This is a genomic window from Photobacterium ganghwense (assembly GCF_017329545.1).
Lineage (GTDB): Bacteria > Pseudomonadota > Gammaproteobacteria > Enterobacterales > Vibrionaceae > Photobacterium > Photobacterium ganghwense.
Map to the genome: position 1 here is coordinate 747817 of NZ_CP071326.1, position 16326 is coordinate 764142.

Below are 16326 nucleotides of genomic sequence, written 5' to 3' on the forward strand. Positions count from 1 at the left end.
GCGGCTTTATTAGTCCCGATATAGAGGTCATTGTAATGAACCAGAACTTCTTTACGGACTACTTTGCCAAGCTCCAGGAACTCAACCAGGCATGGTGGAAGGAGATGGATTCAGGCAAGGCAGCCATGAATACGCCTTTAAATAAAGCCCTCAATGAAGTCAGCCTCGATGACACGGCCAAGTTTATGGAAAAGGCCGCTGCGCAACCGGCAGTGCTCGCACAGCTTCAAATGGAGTGGTGGGAAAATCAGATGCAGATCTGGCAAAACGTCACGATGAAAAGTGACAATGAGCCGGATATTGTCCAGCCGGAAAAAGATGACAAACGTTTTGTTGACCCTGCGTGGGAAAATGAGGCGTTTTATAATTTCATCAAGCAGTCATATTTGTTGTTCAGCAACAAGATGAAAGAGACGATCGATTCGATCGACGGGCTGGATGAAAAAGCAAAAGAGCGCCTGGGTTTCTTCTCGCGTCAGGCCATTAATGCCCTGTCACCAACGAACTTCATTACCACCAACCCGGAACTGGTAAAGCTGACCGTTGAAACAAATGGTGCGAACCTCGTGAAAGGCATGGAGCTGCTGCAACAGGATATTCAATCCAGTGCGGATGTGCTTAAAATCCGTATGACTGATGATTCTGCGTTCGAGCTGGGTAAAGACGTTGCAAATACACCGGGTGAAGTGGTTTATAAAAACCACCTGTTTGAGCTGATTCAGTACAAGCCGCTGACAGAAAAAGTGAATGCCACGCCATTACTGGTAGTACCGCCTTTCATCAACAAGTACTACATTCTCGACCTGCGTGAGAAAAACTCGATGGCGCGTTGGCTGGTAGAGCAGGGACACACGGTATTTATGATGTCGTGGCGTAACCCGGATGCCAGCATGTTTGATGTCGACTTTGACGATTATGTCGTTGACGGTGTCGTTAAAGCGGTCGATGTTGTTGAAGATATTACTGGTGTCAGCGAAATGAACGCCGCAGGTTACTGCATTGGTGGTACATTGCTGGCAACTGCATTGGCGTACTACGCTGGTAAGCGCATGCGTAGCCGCATCAAATCCGCGACGTTCTTCACAACGTTGCTGGATTTCTCTCAACCGGGAGAAATCGGTGCGTACATCAATGACCCGATCATTTCGGCCATTGAGGCACAGAACGAAGCGAAAGGTTACATGGATGGTCGTTCATTGAGCGTAACGTTCAGTCTGCTGCGTGAAAACAGCCTTTACTGGAACTACTACGTCAATAACTACCTGAAAGGCAACAGCCCAATCGATTTTGATTTGCTGTACTGGAACGGTGACAGTACCAATATCGCCGTAGCATGTCACAGCACATTGTTGCGTCAGTTCTATCTGGAGAACAAACTGGTCGACCCTAAAGGATTTAAAGTACGTGGTGTGTATATTGATCTGTCGAAGATCAAGATCCCGACTTACTTTATTTCGACACAGGAAGACCACATTGCGCTTTGGCAGGGAACTTACCGTGGGGCACGTAACCTAGGCGGCAAGATGACGTTTGTTCTCGGTGAATCCGGCCATATTGCTGGCATTGTTAACCATCCTGCTAAAGGCAAGTACGGTTACTGGACCAGCGGTAAGGTTGTGAATGATCCGGAAGCTTGGCTGGACGGCGCTAAACGCCATGACGGTTCCTGGTGGGGACACTGGAATGAATGGCTGGCTGGGTTTGAAGAGGGTGAACCGGTCGCACCGCGTGTTGCCGGAAGTGCAAACTATCCGGTACGTGGTGAAGCTCCGGGTGACTATGTTCGCCAGAAGCTGCCGATTGAAGTCTCTAATGCACTGAATGAATACCACGAAGTGCCTGAAAAGACCGATGGCTAACACAGCCAAACTAGTCATAAACTATTTTGTCACTCACATCCGTTGGCTGACAAAACTCTCAACCAGTGCTTAGGCGCTGGTTTTTTTATGTCTGCTGAAAACCTGAGTACGGATGAAGGCAAACCCATGAATAATAGCAAAACAGTGGATTACGATGAGCAAGTCCAGGGTTCTGGTGGCTATAAGAACCAGCAGACCAGATAGTAAAGTCTCTCAAAACAAGGTGATAACAATAGCTATTTTGTATTATGAGGCCCAGTCAGTACTGTTTTATCCACTGTGTAGCCTACTCATGCCTCTATTTTGTCATAGATGTAAGCCTGAAGGTCACTGGTTGAAAAGATAGAGCGGGGGCATCAAGAATCGGCTATTTACGCTGAATAATCGGGCTGGGGCAGAGCAATTCTGTTTCCTGCAAAACGGCTTTTTGTAATTCATCATCATGCTCCAGTGCAGGGTAATTGTGTTTAACATTTTCCATGCAAAATTTTGCGGTGTTGATAATAGCCATCATCTCATCCTGAGACTGGACAACTCGGGTTAAATCTCCACTTTGCTCAGCATCTGACAACATGCTCATGACGCTTTCAGCTTGTTGATACGGCGCTCTAAGACATTCACAAATATCCTTGGCGATGATGTGTGGTTCTTCGGCGAAAGAGACGGTACTAGCGACAAGTAATGAGCAGGAAACAAATGCTGTAGATGGGTTCATAATCAGCCGCAATCTGGGATTTTCATAAGTATAGTCATTCAGCTGTTGATACATCTGGCAGTAGCGTCACACAAGGCAAATTTTTTCTCTTATAGAGTAAAATGTCATAAGTATTTACGGACTGGTATAAATCTGTCTATAGAAAATTAAGTATAAGAATATTCACTATTTTTCTTTTGTATCCGCATAAGTCTGTTTCAATACTCACCCATTAGAATTTTCCCTATCTCCCTGATATGTAATGGTATTCATTGCTGTGTGCAATATTGTGCTGGCAAAGTGGCGCAAAGGTTGTATTTTTTTTGCGACAAAAACTTCATGGCTGTTTTCTATACTCAGTTCGTTCAATGTGAAGTAAATCACGCTCCGGTAAACCACAGACAGCTTACGAGTCGCGCTATGAACACGACAGTTTCTCGAATACAGCCAGTCAGGGTGGTGCGATAAAACCAAAAATGGAGTCGTGACTGTCATTGGGGGACGCTATGAAGATGTCGTTGAGGGGATGGATTTGCTTTACCTCAGCCTCATGCCTGATGTGTGCACCAATGTGGGGACTGGCGCAAGAGCAGGATGCCGAAGCATCACTGAGTAGTCGGATCTCTGCAGAAATGTCCGGTGCCGTATCAGATCTGATGGTAATGGCGAGCAATGTCAGGGTAGACAAGGTTGATAAGAAAGTACGATCGCAGTTGGATTCTGCATCGTCTTCGGGTATTCGTTTTAATGGCCTGTCTGACCGTGCGTCGTCAAATCGTGCGACATTACGTTATGACCCGTTTTCTTTGTATTCTTTGCCGGTCAATTCTGAACTAGCCGTCTATAACGATACGGCATTGGACGGAGACTCGTCGTCAGCCATCGGCGGCTATGTGCGAGTAGATAACAAGTCAATGGGTAAACCCCGTGGCCTGAATACGTCCAAAGAGCAGGAACACAGCGGCTATTCGCTGACATTGGGAGGCGATTACCTATTTCGGGAAAACTATCTGTTCGGGTTGACCCTTGGGCTGCCGTTTTATCAGTCAGGTAACGAAATGAAGGATACGGAAATCGATGGATTGATTGCATCTGGTTATTTCAGTTACTTTCGGGATAACTGGTATCTGGATTTTACCGCCAGCTATGCCGTGATGGATACCGACATTGAACGCCAGGTCACCATGTATACCGATACGGTGGTTAACAACGCCAACGAAGCGGATTCGGATATCTGGGTTTTTTCACTGGGCAGCGGATACCTGTTTAGCTATAACTACCTGAATATCGCGCTGGAAAGCAGTTTGCAATACACCTTATCGGATACGGATCGTTATTCTGAGAGGGTCTCAACAACCAGTTCTAATTATTTGATCACGAAAGTTGAAAACGTTGATGCGCTTGAATCGACCATGCTGATTTCCGGGTTGAGTGTATCGCATCCTTTTCGGACACCGTTTGGCGTATTTCAACCCTATGCCAAAGGTTATCTTCACTATGATATGGCCAGTGGTAATCAGCGGGTGATCTCGCAACTAAAATCCAATTATTCGGGCACGATTCTACCTATCGTCGTCGACAGTAATGACAAGGTTTATGGCCGGATGCATCTTGGGTTATCAGGGGCGTTTAACCGCGATTGGTATGGGTATGCTGAAGCCAGCAGCTTACTCTGGCATGATGATTTATCTGCATACACTTTTTCGGTAGGGGTAAGTATTGGACTGGATTAGCCATGTTTGTCATGAGCACGAATTTATTCAGACGATGCTGAATACCTCTTTGATGCCGGTATCCTGATCAGATACCGGCATTTTTGTGACTGTTATAAACATCTGTGCAACAAAGCAAAAAACCTCTCGTCCGCACAAACAGTGATTTAGAGCCAAAACATTTTAACTTGTTGTTATTAAACTATATTTGGTTGCTGTTGATCACGGTTTGCATATCACGCTTTTGAGTATGGTTCCCGCCATAATAACAATCCAATCAGCATTACTTCCCCCCAATTAGGTAATGACGACCAAGGAATTTACGTGAATTTTAAAATGTCTGCTGTGGCGAAAGCCATCATGCCGCTGTGCTCTGTTTTTTTGCTGGCTGGCTGCAATAACTCATCATCAGAAAATAATCCGGGGAGTGTTGAATCCGGTAAATTAGTCGCTATCGGCGAGAATCAGGCAGCGATTTACTTTAAGAATAATGACATCGCCAAGTCATCCGTTACGCAGGATTACAGCGGATATACCCTATATGTGTGGAATGATGAAAGTTGCAGCAATTACGCAGGTACAGCAACCAGCTGGGAGAAAGGACTACCAGTCAGTGGTGTTGATGAAGAGCTGGGAGCTTACTGGATTATTGATATCAACGATAATGCTTCACAGTGTGTGAATTTTATCCCGCGTGACGCCAACAACGATAAGCCATTGGGTGATTTCAATGCCAAACTGGCGCTTTCGCAGGTGCATGCCGACGGTAACTACGTGTTTACCAAGTCTGGTATTGCGGCGGTGTTCCCTGAGTATATCCCGCCACTTCCGGCCAATACGCTTCGTCTGTACCTCAATATGGGAGAGGAAGACATTGGCGGTATGACACTCCATGCCTGGAATGATGCAAACTGCGACAGCTTTGGCGGCGACGATACGGCTTGGGACAGCGGTTTACCGCTGACTGGCTCCAGTAAGACATATGGCGGCTACTGGGATATTCCACTTAAAGCGGGCAGCCAGCAATGTGTGAACGTGATACCGCACCGTGGCGATGAAAAGCCATTGGTTAGTGATTCCCGCTTGGATCTCGAAGCGGCTGCCAAAATTGGGTATGTTGCATTTACCTTCAACGGAAACGCCACTGTGTACTATCGTCCGATGGCAACCTTGCCCGCTGCCGAGCTTTCCGGTGCATCCGCTCACTGGTTAACAGGCGACATACTGGCAATGGAAGCGGGAGCCAGCCGTGTCGAGCTGCTCTATGCTGAAAACGCTGGAATCGCCTATGATGCGAACCGCCAGACATTCAATCAGGTCGACCGTGTGATTTCTGCGCATAGAGCAGGGAGCAACAGCTGGGCAACGGAGTTTCCTCACCTCAGTGAGCTGGAAAGCTGGCAGCTCGATTTTACGGACGTGGGATTGTCAGCTAAAGATCTGCTGAAAGGACAGTTGATTGCGGTAGCTTATGACAGTCAGGATAAACCTCTGGTCATTACGCAGGTTCAGCCTGCCGGAGCGCTGGATGCTTTGTATGCCTCAACCGCAGCGAAACACACTTTCGGTGCCGTGATTAACAGTGGCGACGTCCAGTTTGCGCTATGGGCCCCAACAGCTCAGTCAGTTTCTTTGGTGAAATATGGGCAGGATAAAACCGCTCAGGCCAGTTATCCGATGATCTTTAATCGGGAAAGCGGTGCATGGGAGCTGACATCCGGGGACTTTGCCGCAGGCGATTTTTATCGCTATAAAGTGAAAGTGTATCACCCGGTCAGCAAAGGGATCATGGAATACGAAGTGACGGATCCATACTCGTTAAGCCTGTCTCTCAACTCCGAATTCAGTCAGGTCGTGGATCTGAATGATCCGGCGTTAAAACCAGACGGTTGGGATGAGTTGAAACGCCCGGTTGCGCAGACCAATCCAAGCCGCTTTGTGATCTATGAATCTCAAGTACGTGATTTTTCTGCACTGGATGCATCCACGACCCACAAAGGGAAGTTCCTGGCGTTTACGGAATCTGAGTCCGTTCCGGTTAAACACCTGAAGTCGTTGAGTGAAAGCGGAACCACACATCTCCACTTGCTGCCAATCTTTGATATCGCGACGATAAATGAAGACCCGGCGGCAACGGCGAACATCGATGCGCCATTCAGTAAGCTGTGTACGGTCAATCCTGCGGTGACATCGTCGTCATTTGGCAGCTACTGTACCAGTGGAAAGCTGATTTCAGAGGTGCTGAGCGATCTTCGGCAGGAAGACACGCCTGATAATCCGGTTGTGCAGCAACTGAACCGTTTTATCTCTGAAACTGACGGGTTCAACTGGGGCTATGATCCTTACCACTACACAGTGCCGGAAGGTTCTTACGCCACCAATGCCGAGGGTACGGCGCGTATTCTTGAGCTGCGTCAGGCCATTCACGCCATTAAATCGCAAATCGGTATGAATGTAGTGATGGATGTGGTGTATAACCACACCAATGCTGCGGGTCCGGAATCCAAGACTTCCGTATTGGATAAAATTGTGCCTTGGTATTATCAGCGCCTGAATCCGGTAACGGGCGGTGTTGAGAACTCAACGTGTTGCTCGAATACGGCACCTGAGCGGGCGATGTTTGAAAAATTGATTACCGACTCTTTGGTTGTCTGGGCACGGGATTACAAAATTGATTCATTCCGATTTGACCTGATGGGGCACCACCCGCTGGCGCAGATGCAGCGTTCGCTGAAAGCGGTACAGGCAGTTGATCCGAATACATACTTCTATGGCGAAGGCTGGAACTTCGGTGAAGTGGCCAACGACGCTCAGTTTATTCAGGCTACGCAGCCTCATCTGGGTGGCACAGGAATCGGCAGTTTCTCAGATCGTCTTCGTGATGCCGTTCGTGGCGGTGGTCCGTTTGACGGTGGTGAAGGAATACGCCAGAACCAGGGCTTTGGTAACGGCGCAGCGGTTTTACCCAATGAGTACAATACGGTGTCTCGTGATACCGCCCTGCACCTGTCAGATCTGACTCGCTTGGGTATGGCCGGCAACCTGAAACAGTTCCGATTCCAGGACGCGACCGGGAAGATTATTTTCGGTGAAGAGCTGGATTACAACGGTGCTCCGGCCGGTTATGCTGTTGATCCGACCGAGATCCAGAACTATGTTTCCAAGCACGATAACCAGACATTGTGGGATAACCACCAGTACAAAATCGGCTTTGATGTAGATACGCAAACCCGTGTAAGAATGCAGGCCGTATCGCTGGCTACAGCCATGTTGGGGCAGGGTGTGCCGTTTACCCATATGGGGGTTGAACTGCTGCGCTCGAAATCCATGCAGCGTGACTCTTACGACTCCGGTGACTGGTTCAACCGCGTTGACTTTACGCTGGAAGATAACAACTGGAATAAGGGGCTGCCGCGTCAGGATAAGGACGGTGATAACTATGCGCTCATTAACAAAGTGCTGACCACCGCTGGCACCAATACTCAGCCTGACAGTGCCGATATGACGCAAATGGTCACTTTTTATAAAGAGCTGGCCAGTCTGCGTAAACATTATCCGTTGATTACACTGGGTACCGGCGCAGAAGTTGTGAAACGGGTGGATTTTCATAACACAGGTAAAGAACAGCAGGCCGGTTTGATTGTGATGTCGATTGATAACGGCACTTCAAGCGGTGCAGATCTGGACACGAGTGTAGATGGTCTGGTGATTGTCATTAATGCAACCGGTGACACACAAATTCTGGACTGGTCAACGGATCTCACTCTGAGTCCGCTTCACACTTCAGCGTTGGCGAGTGCTGCCGCATTTGCGGACGGGCAATTGTCGGTGCCAGCCTGGACTCCGGCGGTATTTGAGATTCCCCGTGTCAATGACGTACGTGGTCTCGGTATACCGGTCGCTGCCAAATAACAGTCCAATTTTTGGTTGATAGACTGTTAAATAAAACACAAAGCCCTCATTCGAGGGCTTTTTCGATCAGCAGTGTGTTTCATGAAAACTGTTGATTCAGGTCTATCAAGACGGGATTGGCAGGGAAAAGAATCACGTCTGTTCATGATTGGTTCATTTTAGTTGCGATAGACTGCTTGCTGTACACAAATGATAGAAGGTTTGAGCTATGAAAAATGCGATTGCAAGTGTTTTTGCCCTGGTGATAGGTTTCTTTACCCTGATGTTTGCAGCGGTAATGGGGCTGTTTATCGGTGTGGCAGCCTTAATTGCCAAACCGTTTTTAAAACGTAAAATGCAAGCCGCTTACGAAGACGCGGTTCAACAGCAGGCAACGTTTCAAGGGTTTACCCGCGTTTACACTGATGGCAAAACGATTGATGGTGAGTTTGAAGATATTACTCACAAACCGGCTTCTGCCCAATAAGCCATTCGAAATGAATTTCTCAACGCCAGCCAATTGCTGGCGTTTTTATTATGGGGCGCACGTACAGCCATCGCGCAATACTGCCATGCAGGACAGTGGTTCGGGCGAAAGCTCATGATTGACTAGTGATAGTAAGTATTGACGCAAGTCAGAAACGCTTTCAGGTCGTTGGGCTGAATGTTAAAGCGGTAGGAATCGGCATCACTGAGTAGTTCAAAATGCCCTTTATCTTCGACAATCAGTTTGGTCAGTACGTCAAATCCCTGCTTATCACTGGTTCCTCCCAACAACACCAGCCTTGCAACAGTGTGAAGATTACCGTTTTTTCGCCAGTTCGCCGTAAAGACCTCGACCGGTGAACCGGTACGGAAATAGCGGATATTTTCAAAACCGGCAGGATGGTCAATGCCGGCTTTCAACGCCACAAAACGCTGACGAAACTGATTATCGGTGATCAGTGCCACCTGAAAGGTACTGACAAATTGTTTTTGCCGGTTTTTTTCCAGATGATATAAATCAAGTCTGCACTGATTTTCAGAAAGCTGTGTTGTACTGGTCGGTAAAACCTCTGCCTGAACCTGGAAAAAGCAAAAGCTCAGCCCCCACACCAGTACCAGAAAAAAACGACACATACATCAACCTCTGCCGTGTAACCTATGCGAGCCACCAAACAGGTGAAGAGCATCCCGCTTGTCTGCACTCTTACCTAGCATAGTGATATTCGACAAAGTGCATGTGTATCAATGGCGAAACATCCTAGCGGAGAGTTTAACGTTTCTGGTCCGTTTGGCCTTGATCGTGCCATCATGTTGATTTGGTACCGTTTACTACTGGAAGATTGTTACCAGTTACCAGTTACCAGTTACCAGTTACCAGTTATGAGAAATGACTCACGGGTTGTATGTTTTGGCTTTTACCATTCGACGATACTGGCTTGGCGTCAGTAAAAACTGCTGATGGAAGCGGGTTGAAAAATGATAGGCATCTTTATATCCCACTTGCTCGGCAACATCCTGTACTGACATTCCGACATCGCGTAATAACTGTTGGGCGGTTTCCATACGGATACGCTGCAGGTACTGGTGCGGCGTTTCGCCGACCTGATCCTTGAACTTCCGGTTAAAACTTCTCAGCGGTAACTGACAATGATCGGCGACACTCTGGGCTGTAATGGGTTTATCGAGATTTCGTTTCATCCAATCCTGCGCCAGCGCAATTGACTCATCAAACTGTAATTGGCCACCGATTTGGTAGAAAGGCTGCTGAGTCGACTTTGAAATTTCATGCCCATAATGGGTTTCAATAGTTTTGGCGATTTTCTGGCCGTACTTTTCCGCAATCAGATACAGCACCATTTCGGTTTGGGAGTTAATACTGGTGGTGCAGTAAATGCCATTGGCTGCGGTAATTGAGGCTTTTCGGTGTAACGTGATTTTCGGGTAACGTGCCGCGAACTTGTCATAATAATACCAGTGTGTGGTAGCAACTTGTCCGTCGAGCAGACCTGTTTCAGCCAGCCAGGTGACACCGGTCCCCGTGGCCATCAATTTGGCTCCTTTTCGGTAGTGGGTGCGCAGCCAGGGCACAATTTCCGGGTTATGGTGAAGGGAGCGCAGGGGGTTTCCCCACATGGGTGGCACAATCAAAATGTCAAACGTCGCTTCATCCTGATAGGTGATATCCGGCTGCAACCGTAATCCGGCCGTGGCTTCTGTGGGTGCCAGGGTTGGCGCAATCAACCGGATTGAAAAGGGGGAACGACGTTGTTCATTTCGGGCGCGAAGGCTGGCAGCACTGCTGAGCATTTCTGCGGCCAGTGATACTCCTGTAATGAGCGCCTGAGGAAAAAGTAAAAAACCAACGTTCATGCTGACTCCAATCACACGGCCAATATTGGCGCAAATTTCAGTGATAATGGCATAGATGTTAGGTGAATGAACAGTGTAAAGTGATAATCTAGTGCCACTCCACATGAACAAGTAGGTTTAGGATGTCAAAATTACCCGTAATTGTCGGATTCGGCGGAATCAACGCTGCAGGTCGTAGCTCTGGCTTTCACAGCTACAAGCGCATGGTCGCGGATGTCTTATCCGATGCTGATATGCAGTCAACCTGGCAGGATCTGGCACACCGCATGGGGCTGTCTGATGGCACTGAACCTGATGCTGAAATCATTGAGGCCATCAAAGCTGGTACTCTGGTGCGCCGAATCGAATCTTTTGACCCTGATAACCTTCTGTACCAATACAAAACCACGCTGAACAGCAGTGAAGCGATCCGTTTTAGCATGCGTAAATCCAAACTGCCTGCCGATATTCCGGCTAACTGGCAGGTGGAAGAGCAGGGCAGCAAGGTCAACATTACTGTTACCGGTGAACTGAATGCGCTGCTTGAAGACCGTGTTAGTTTTCCGGTGACCAGCGGTGGCAATATTCCGTCGGGTTTTGAGCCGGGCAAGCTTTATAACTCGCGTTTCCATCCCCGTGGTTTGCAGCTGACTGTCTACGGTGCGTCAGATGCCCTCAACTCGCTGGGTATGGACTGGGAAACTGTCCTTGGCCATATTGAGCCGGATCAGGTGTCGGTATATGCCGGCAGCGCCTTGTCTCAGATTGATGATCATTCCCTGGCGGGTATGTTGGCTGCACCACTGACCGGCGGTCGTGTCAGTTCCAAAATGATGGCGTTATCCTTTGCCGAAATGCCGGCAGACTTCATTAACGGCTACGTCATTAACAGCGTTGGCGCGACCGGAACCAATATGGGCGCATGTGCTTCTTTCCTGTATAACCTGCGCCAGGGCATGCAGGATATTCAGCAGGGCACTGCACGTGTCGCGATCGTCGGCAATGCAGAAGCGCCGGTCGTTGCTGAAGTGATGGAAGGCTTCCGAGTAATGGGCGCACTGGCGGAAGATGCTCAGCTAAAAGCGCTGGATAACAGCGATGAAGTTGACAACCGTCGTGCCTGCCGTCCGTTTTCGGATAATGCCGGTTTTACCATGGCTGAGTCCGGACAGTTTGTGGTTCTGATGGATGATGAGCTGGCACTGGAGCTTGGGGCTACGATTCACGGGGCTGTAGCGGATGTGTTCGTACATGCAGATGCCAATAAAAAATCGATTTCAGCGCCGGGTGTGGGTAACTACGTGACAGTCGCTAAAGCTGCGGCACTGGCTCAGGCCATTCTGGGTAAAGACGGCGTGAAGCAGACGTTTGTTCAGGCTCATGGTACCGGCACACCGCAAAACCGCGTGACTGAAAGTCATATTCTGAACGAAGTCGCCAAGACATTTGAGATTGATGCCTGGCCTGTAGCGGCAATCAAATCGTATGTCGGTCATTCCATGGGTACGGCTCCGGCTGATCAGCTGGTGGCTTCACTGGGCGTGTGGCAATACGGCTGGATTCCCGGTATCAAAACCATCGAAAAAATCGCCGATGATGTTCACCATTCGAACCTGAATATTCTCACCGATCATAAGTTTGCCGGTGAAAAAGGGGAAGACTATAAAGCGGTGATTATCAACGCAAAAGGTTTTGGCGGTAACAATGCTTCAGGGCTGGTTTTATCGCCGCAACAGACCATGACAATGCTGGGCAAAAAGTACGGTACGCAGGCAATGGCACGTTATGCTGACAAAAACGATACGGTTCGTCAGGCAGCGACCGAAAATGACCAAGCGGCATGCATCGGACAGGAGACCATCCGTTATCATTTCGGTGAAGCGGTAATGGACGAAAATTCGGTGACCCTGTGTCAGGATGAAGTGAAGCTTTCTGCGTTTGCTAAAGCGATTCCATTAATTCAGTCAAACCCTTACGCTGACTACAGCTAAGCGGTAAAAAGACAGAGGTCTGAATTTAACAAGCCGTACGTGATCGCGTACGGCTTTTTTGTCATTATTTTCTGTCACACTCAGATTGAATAACTGGGAATAATAATTCTAACGGAGAGAAGCAGTTGGCGAAGATCATGTTGATCGCAAACCTGAATTGCGATCGGGTGTTGCAATTGGAAGAACCGCTGGTAACCGGTGGACGCCATCACTATCAGGATAAAGGACGTCGGCTGGGGGGCGGTGGCGCAAATACCGGGCTGGGGCTGATCTGGGCGGGTCATCAGGTGGCATTAGTCAGCCAGGTAGGAAAAGATGAGACGGCGGATTGGCTGTTGGCTGAAGCCAGCTTGTTGGGGCTTAACTGCAGTTTGTTGCACCGCAATGACGTACCAACCCCGGAGCTGTTATTGATGATGACACCCGATGGCGAGCGAACGATCGTGCGCCCGCAACGACCACCGTTTACTCTGGATTCGCCGCCTGACTTTTCCTCTTGGGATGCGCTGTACATTAATTCATCGGCACAGGGCTGTGAACGCTGGGCACAGGCTGCGTTGCCTCATACACTGGTGATAGCACAGCTGGCAAAAGATGATCGCAGCAGACCTTGCCATGTGCTGATTACGTCACGTTCTGACTGGCAGGGCCGAACAGCGTTGACCCCTTGGGAATACGGGTTGTCGATCGCCGGTCGTTCACTGCGTTACATGGTCGTCACTGATGGCCCGCGTGGTGCCACGGTCTTTACTGCGGAAGATGTGGTTTCGGTTCCTGCTGTCGCGGCGGAAGTGGTGGATACCACTGGTGCCGGTGATGCGTTTGCTTCAGGTCTGATTCATGCTTTGGTCAGCGGGCAATCCATTGTGGAAGCGATGCGTGAAGGTGCGAAATGGGCATCATTTGCCGTCAGTACACAAAGCTCAATTCCTGGTGAAGCCTTAAAGGCATACCTGCACGCCTAAACCATGCCGCTAAGCGTTGTATCGTTTTGGGTCTGTTGCATGTTACCCGATTCTGGGCATAAAAATCCGGCATCTGAGGTGCCGGATTTTTTATTCTGATACAGAACCTGCGATGTTGCGTGTGAAAACGCTAGTACCCGTAGTGAGTGCTTTCAAAGCTGTTCAGCAGCCGGTGTACCAGATAGGTCATCAATAACGTGGCGACAATCGCAAAGACGATGCAGCCGACCCGGTACATCGCACTGTAGATCAGGTCATTTGTCGGGGTCAGGTACTGCCCGAACAAAATCCCCAGCGTTGTTAACGCGCCAAACCCGACACCGGAACCGCTGGATTCTTTCACATGCACATAGCTGAACAGCATGGTTCCAATCCATAACAGCGGAATAACAAACAGCAATAAATCTGACCAGTCGTACAACACCAGTTGTCCCAGAATACCAAATGCGACACCCAAAATTGTGCCCATGGCCCGTTTTCGCGCATAACCCAGCGCCCCGTTCCAGTTCATCGGGAACAGCAGCAGAATGGTGGTCGCTTGGGCAGACATGGAATCGTTCAAATCCAGTATCTGGAACACGACAAACGACAGGGTGGCTAACGACGCGCCCAATAACGCCTCATGGCGCATCCTGTGCGACCCTTTGGGCGAAGCCGGAGCCGGTTGCCTTGACGAGACATCAGGCATTAAGAACGTGACCAGATAGGCGATGACGATTGATAATACGCTGGCGAGCAGATTCCCAAAAATCAGTTCATTCAGATCGACCGTCGGGTAACTGGCAAAATGCAGCATGATACTGAGGCTAAGGACACTGTTGGCACCGAATAAAAAGAGGCTGCCTTTCGACATACAGGCAAACTTGTAAAGAAACAGACCAAAGGCCAGCAAAGTCATGATAGCGGGATGACCGCCGAACAACCCGCCAAGAATCCCCACCTCCAGGCCGCAGATAACGCCAGACGCAAGCAGTTGGCGTGCGGCATGGGCATTCATAACCGGTACCATACCCAGCAACAGCATCGGGAAGACGGTGAAAAAGACACCGTAGTTCCAGCCAAAGACTTTACTGATTGTAAAACCCAGCGTTGCCCCGGTGGCGATACGCAGACATTGTCGTAAGTCATTGTCTGTCATGGGGTGATCCCAAAGTCTCATCATGCCTCCGGATTAATAAATGTAATGCAGGGTACTCAGCAGTTTAATTTGCAGGCGGGCAAGCCAGCCCATCAGGTGGCCATCCGGTACTAACTGGACAGTTGCGCGTGCACCTGCCGGGAGTGGGTTCGGCAGATTGCCTGCGACGGTCAAATGAAGACGCATACGCTGTGCGTCCCGAACCCATCGATTCGACACTGTGGGTGTAGCGAGGCTGCCGTCAGCATTAAACTGACCACTGCTGACACCGGCATCCAGGCTGCTGATTTCAGCACGGTACACTTTGCCTGGTTGGCTATCGAAGGCGATCAGCGCGTAACTGTGATCATCGATGCGGCGCAGACTCTTCTCTCTGAAATCGGCAATAATATCCACTTCCGTGTCGACCAGAGCAACCAGTGGCATTCCGGCGGCAGCATATGTTCCGGATTCAAGCTGAAGGTTGGTAATTGCCCCGTCATGTTCAGCCGTTACCTGGGTATAAGAAAGGTTCAGTAACGCTTGTTCCAGCTGATTTTTGGCGATCTGAACGGCCAGGTTTGAATCGTCTGTCGCGCCGCGATTGACTCTCAGCTCCTGTAAACTGGCTTTGGCTGCTGCCAGGTTGGCTCTTGCCGCAGTGGCATCGCTGGTTGCGTCATCACGCTGTTGACCGGATACACCATTTTTCTTAAACAGCGTATTGAACCGGTTCGCTTCACGGGTTTTCTGCTCAGCAATAATCTGTGAAGCCGCTACACGAGCCTGAGCAGCAGCAATTGAGGCATCCAGTTGGGCATTATTTTTTGTGGCTTGTGCCAGATTCAGACGAGCTTGCTCAACGGCCAGTTGAAAAGGGCGTGGATCGATTTCAAACAGTACGTCGCCTTTTCTCACCAGCTGGTTATTGCGGACATAAATTGCGGTGATTTGCCCGCTGATGCGTGGGGCGACTTTAGTTACTGTCCGAGTCGCCATCGCCTGAGGCGTAAGCGGGATGGTCAGATCAGCAACCAGAAAATAGGCAAAAACGAGGACAAACACGACAATGGCGTGTTTAACCCAACGTGCAAATTTTTGATCGGGAGTCATAAGGCTGTTTCTTCTCTTCTATTTTTTATCGTGGTACATGTGTGATTGGTGCGGTGTGCAGAATGGCCGGTCAGGGGATTGCCGGTGATTTTTTTGTCTGCCTGCTTTCACTCGCATTACTCTTTCCCGTTACTCACTGTTTGAGGATGGGGGGAAGCAAAGTGTCTGCTGGAATCGGTTCATTCATGGTGGTAAGCGCATTGTTAGCGATAGTTTCCAGCACCTCGCTAAGCCGCATCAGTTCTTGCTCGGAAATATCCGTGAGCAGGTTACGGCGAACCTGCAGAATCCGGGTTTCCATCTGAGCGATGAGCGTGCGCCCTTCCTCTGTCAGGCTGACAATCCGGGCGCGTTTGTCATGGTCACAACAGTGGCGGACGATCAGCCCTTGCTCTTCTAGCTGTTTCAATGTCCGCATCAGTGAGGCCAACTCGATTTCCAGCGCTTCGGCCAGAGTTTTCTGGCTGATGTTGTCACCAAGGCGTTGCAGCTTCCATAACGCTGTCCAGCGAGGGTGCGTCAGGCCCAGAGGGGCCAATTCACGATCGGCGACCATACGCCAGAGACGTGACACGCGTGCCAGCTGCTCTGCCAGTGATAAATCCTGAAGAATTTTGAGATTGTTAACCATGGTAATGCCTGAAATGAGT

Annotated in this window: 12 protein-coding genes; 6 read left to right on the forward strand and 6 right to left on the reverse strand. The window is 49.4% G+C overall.

Features of this window, described 5'->3' with window-relative positions:
* The first annotated feature begins 35 nt into the window (after positions 1–35).
* Positions 36–1859, forward strand: coding sequence for a class I poly(R)-hydroxyalkanoic acid synthase (gene phaC / locus FH974_RS19305; protein ID WP_047884437.1), 1824 nt, complete (start codon positions 36–38; stop codon positions 1857–1859).
* A 367-nt stretch (positions 1860–2226) separates the two neighbouring features.
* Here phaC and FH974_RS19310 read toward each other — a convergent pair whose 3' ends face one another.
* Positions 2227–2628: a hypothetical protein gene (locus tag FH974_RS19310; RefSeq protein ID WP_146149683.1), complete on the reverse strand. Its 402-nt coding sequence runs from the start codon at positions 2626–2628 to the stop codon at positions 2227–2229.
* Between the two features lie 431 nt (positions 2629–3059).
* On the opposite strand from FH974_RS19310, the gene FH974_RS19315 reads away from it, so the two are divergent.
* The 3 genes from FH974_RS19315 (at position 3060) to FH974_RS19325 (ending at position 8643) form a co-directional block, all read left to right on the forward strand.
* Complete coding sequence (locus FH974_RS19315; protein WP_084712503.1) at positions 3060–4286, forward strand: autotransporter outer membrane beta-barrel domain-containing protein; 1227 nt, start codon at positions 3060–3062, stop codon at positions 4284–4286.
* 315 nt (positions 4287–4601) lie between these two features.
* Positions 4602–8177: a pullulanase-type alpha-1,6-glucosidase gene (gene pulA, locus FH974_RS19320; RefSeq protein WP_207104234.1), complete on the forward strand. Its 3576-nt coding sequence runs from the start codon at positions 4602–4604 to the stop codon at positions 8175–8177.
* Between the two features lie 208 nt (positions 8178–8385).
* Entirely contained in the window at positions 8386–8643 is a 258-nt protein-coding gene (locus tag FH974_RS19325; RefSeq protein ID WP_047884434.1) for a hypothetical protein, read from the forward strand.
* A 122-nt stretch (positions 8644–8765) separates the two neighbouring features.
* On the opposite strand, the gene FH974_RS19330 is transcribed toward FH974_RS19325, so the two are convergent.
* Positions 8766–9275, reverse strand: coding sequence for a hypothetical protein (locus tag FH974_RS19330; protein ID WP_047884433.1), 510 nt, complete (start codon positions 9273–9275; stop codon positions 8766–8768).
* Positions 9276–9533: 258 nt separating this feature from the next.
* Positions 9534–10511, reverse strand: coding sequence for a GlxA family transcriptional regulator (locus FH974_RS19335; protein ID WP_047884432.1), 978 nt, complete (start codon positions 10509–10511; stop codon positions 9534–9536).
* Between the two features lie 122 nt (positions 10512–10633).
* On the opposite strand from FH974_RS19335, the gene FH974_RS19340 reads away from it, so the two are divergent.
* Complete coding sequence (locus FH974_RS19340) at positions 10634–12481, forward strand: beta-ketoacyl synthase (protein ID WP_047884431.1); 1848 nt, start codon at positions 10634–10636, stop codon at positions 12479–12481.
* Positions 12482–12618: 137 nt separating this feature from the next.
* Positions 12619–13446, forward strand: coding sequence for a PfkB family carbohydrate kinase (locus FH974_RS19345; protein WP_242551967.1), 828 nt, complete (start codon positions 12619–12621; stop codon positions 13444–13446).
* A 130-nt stretch (positions 13447–13576) separates the two neighbouring features.
* Here FH974_RS19345 and FH974_RS19350 read toward each other — a convergent pair whose 3' ends face one another.
* The 3 genes from FH974_RS19350 to slyA form a co-directional block, all read right to left on the reverse strand.
* Positions 13577–14605 carry a DUF2955 domain-containing protein gene (locus tag FH974_RS19350; RefSeq protein ID WP_047884429.1) on the reverse strand — a complete coding sequence of 343 codons (1029 nt, stop codon included), beginning with the start codon at positions 14603–14605 and terminating at the stop codon, positions 13577–13579.
* A 12-nt stretch (positions 14606–14617) separates the two neighbouring features.
* The gene (locus tag FH974_RS19355; protein WP_207104084.1) at positions 14618–15676 is read right to left on the reverse strand and encodes an HlyD family secretion protein; all 1059 of its coding nucleotides are present in this window, start codon (positions 15674–15676) and stop codon (positions 14618–14620) included.
* A gap of 133 nt (positions 15677–15809) precedes the next feature.
* Positions 15810–16307, reverse strand: a complete 498-nt coding sequence (slyA, locus tag FH974_RS19360; RefSeq protein WP_047884427.1) for a transcriptional regulator SlyA — start codon at positions 16305–16307, stop codon at positions 15810–15812.
* Positions 16308–16326 lie beyond the last annotated feature (19 nt).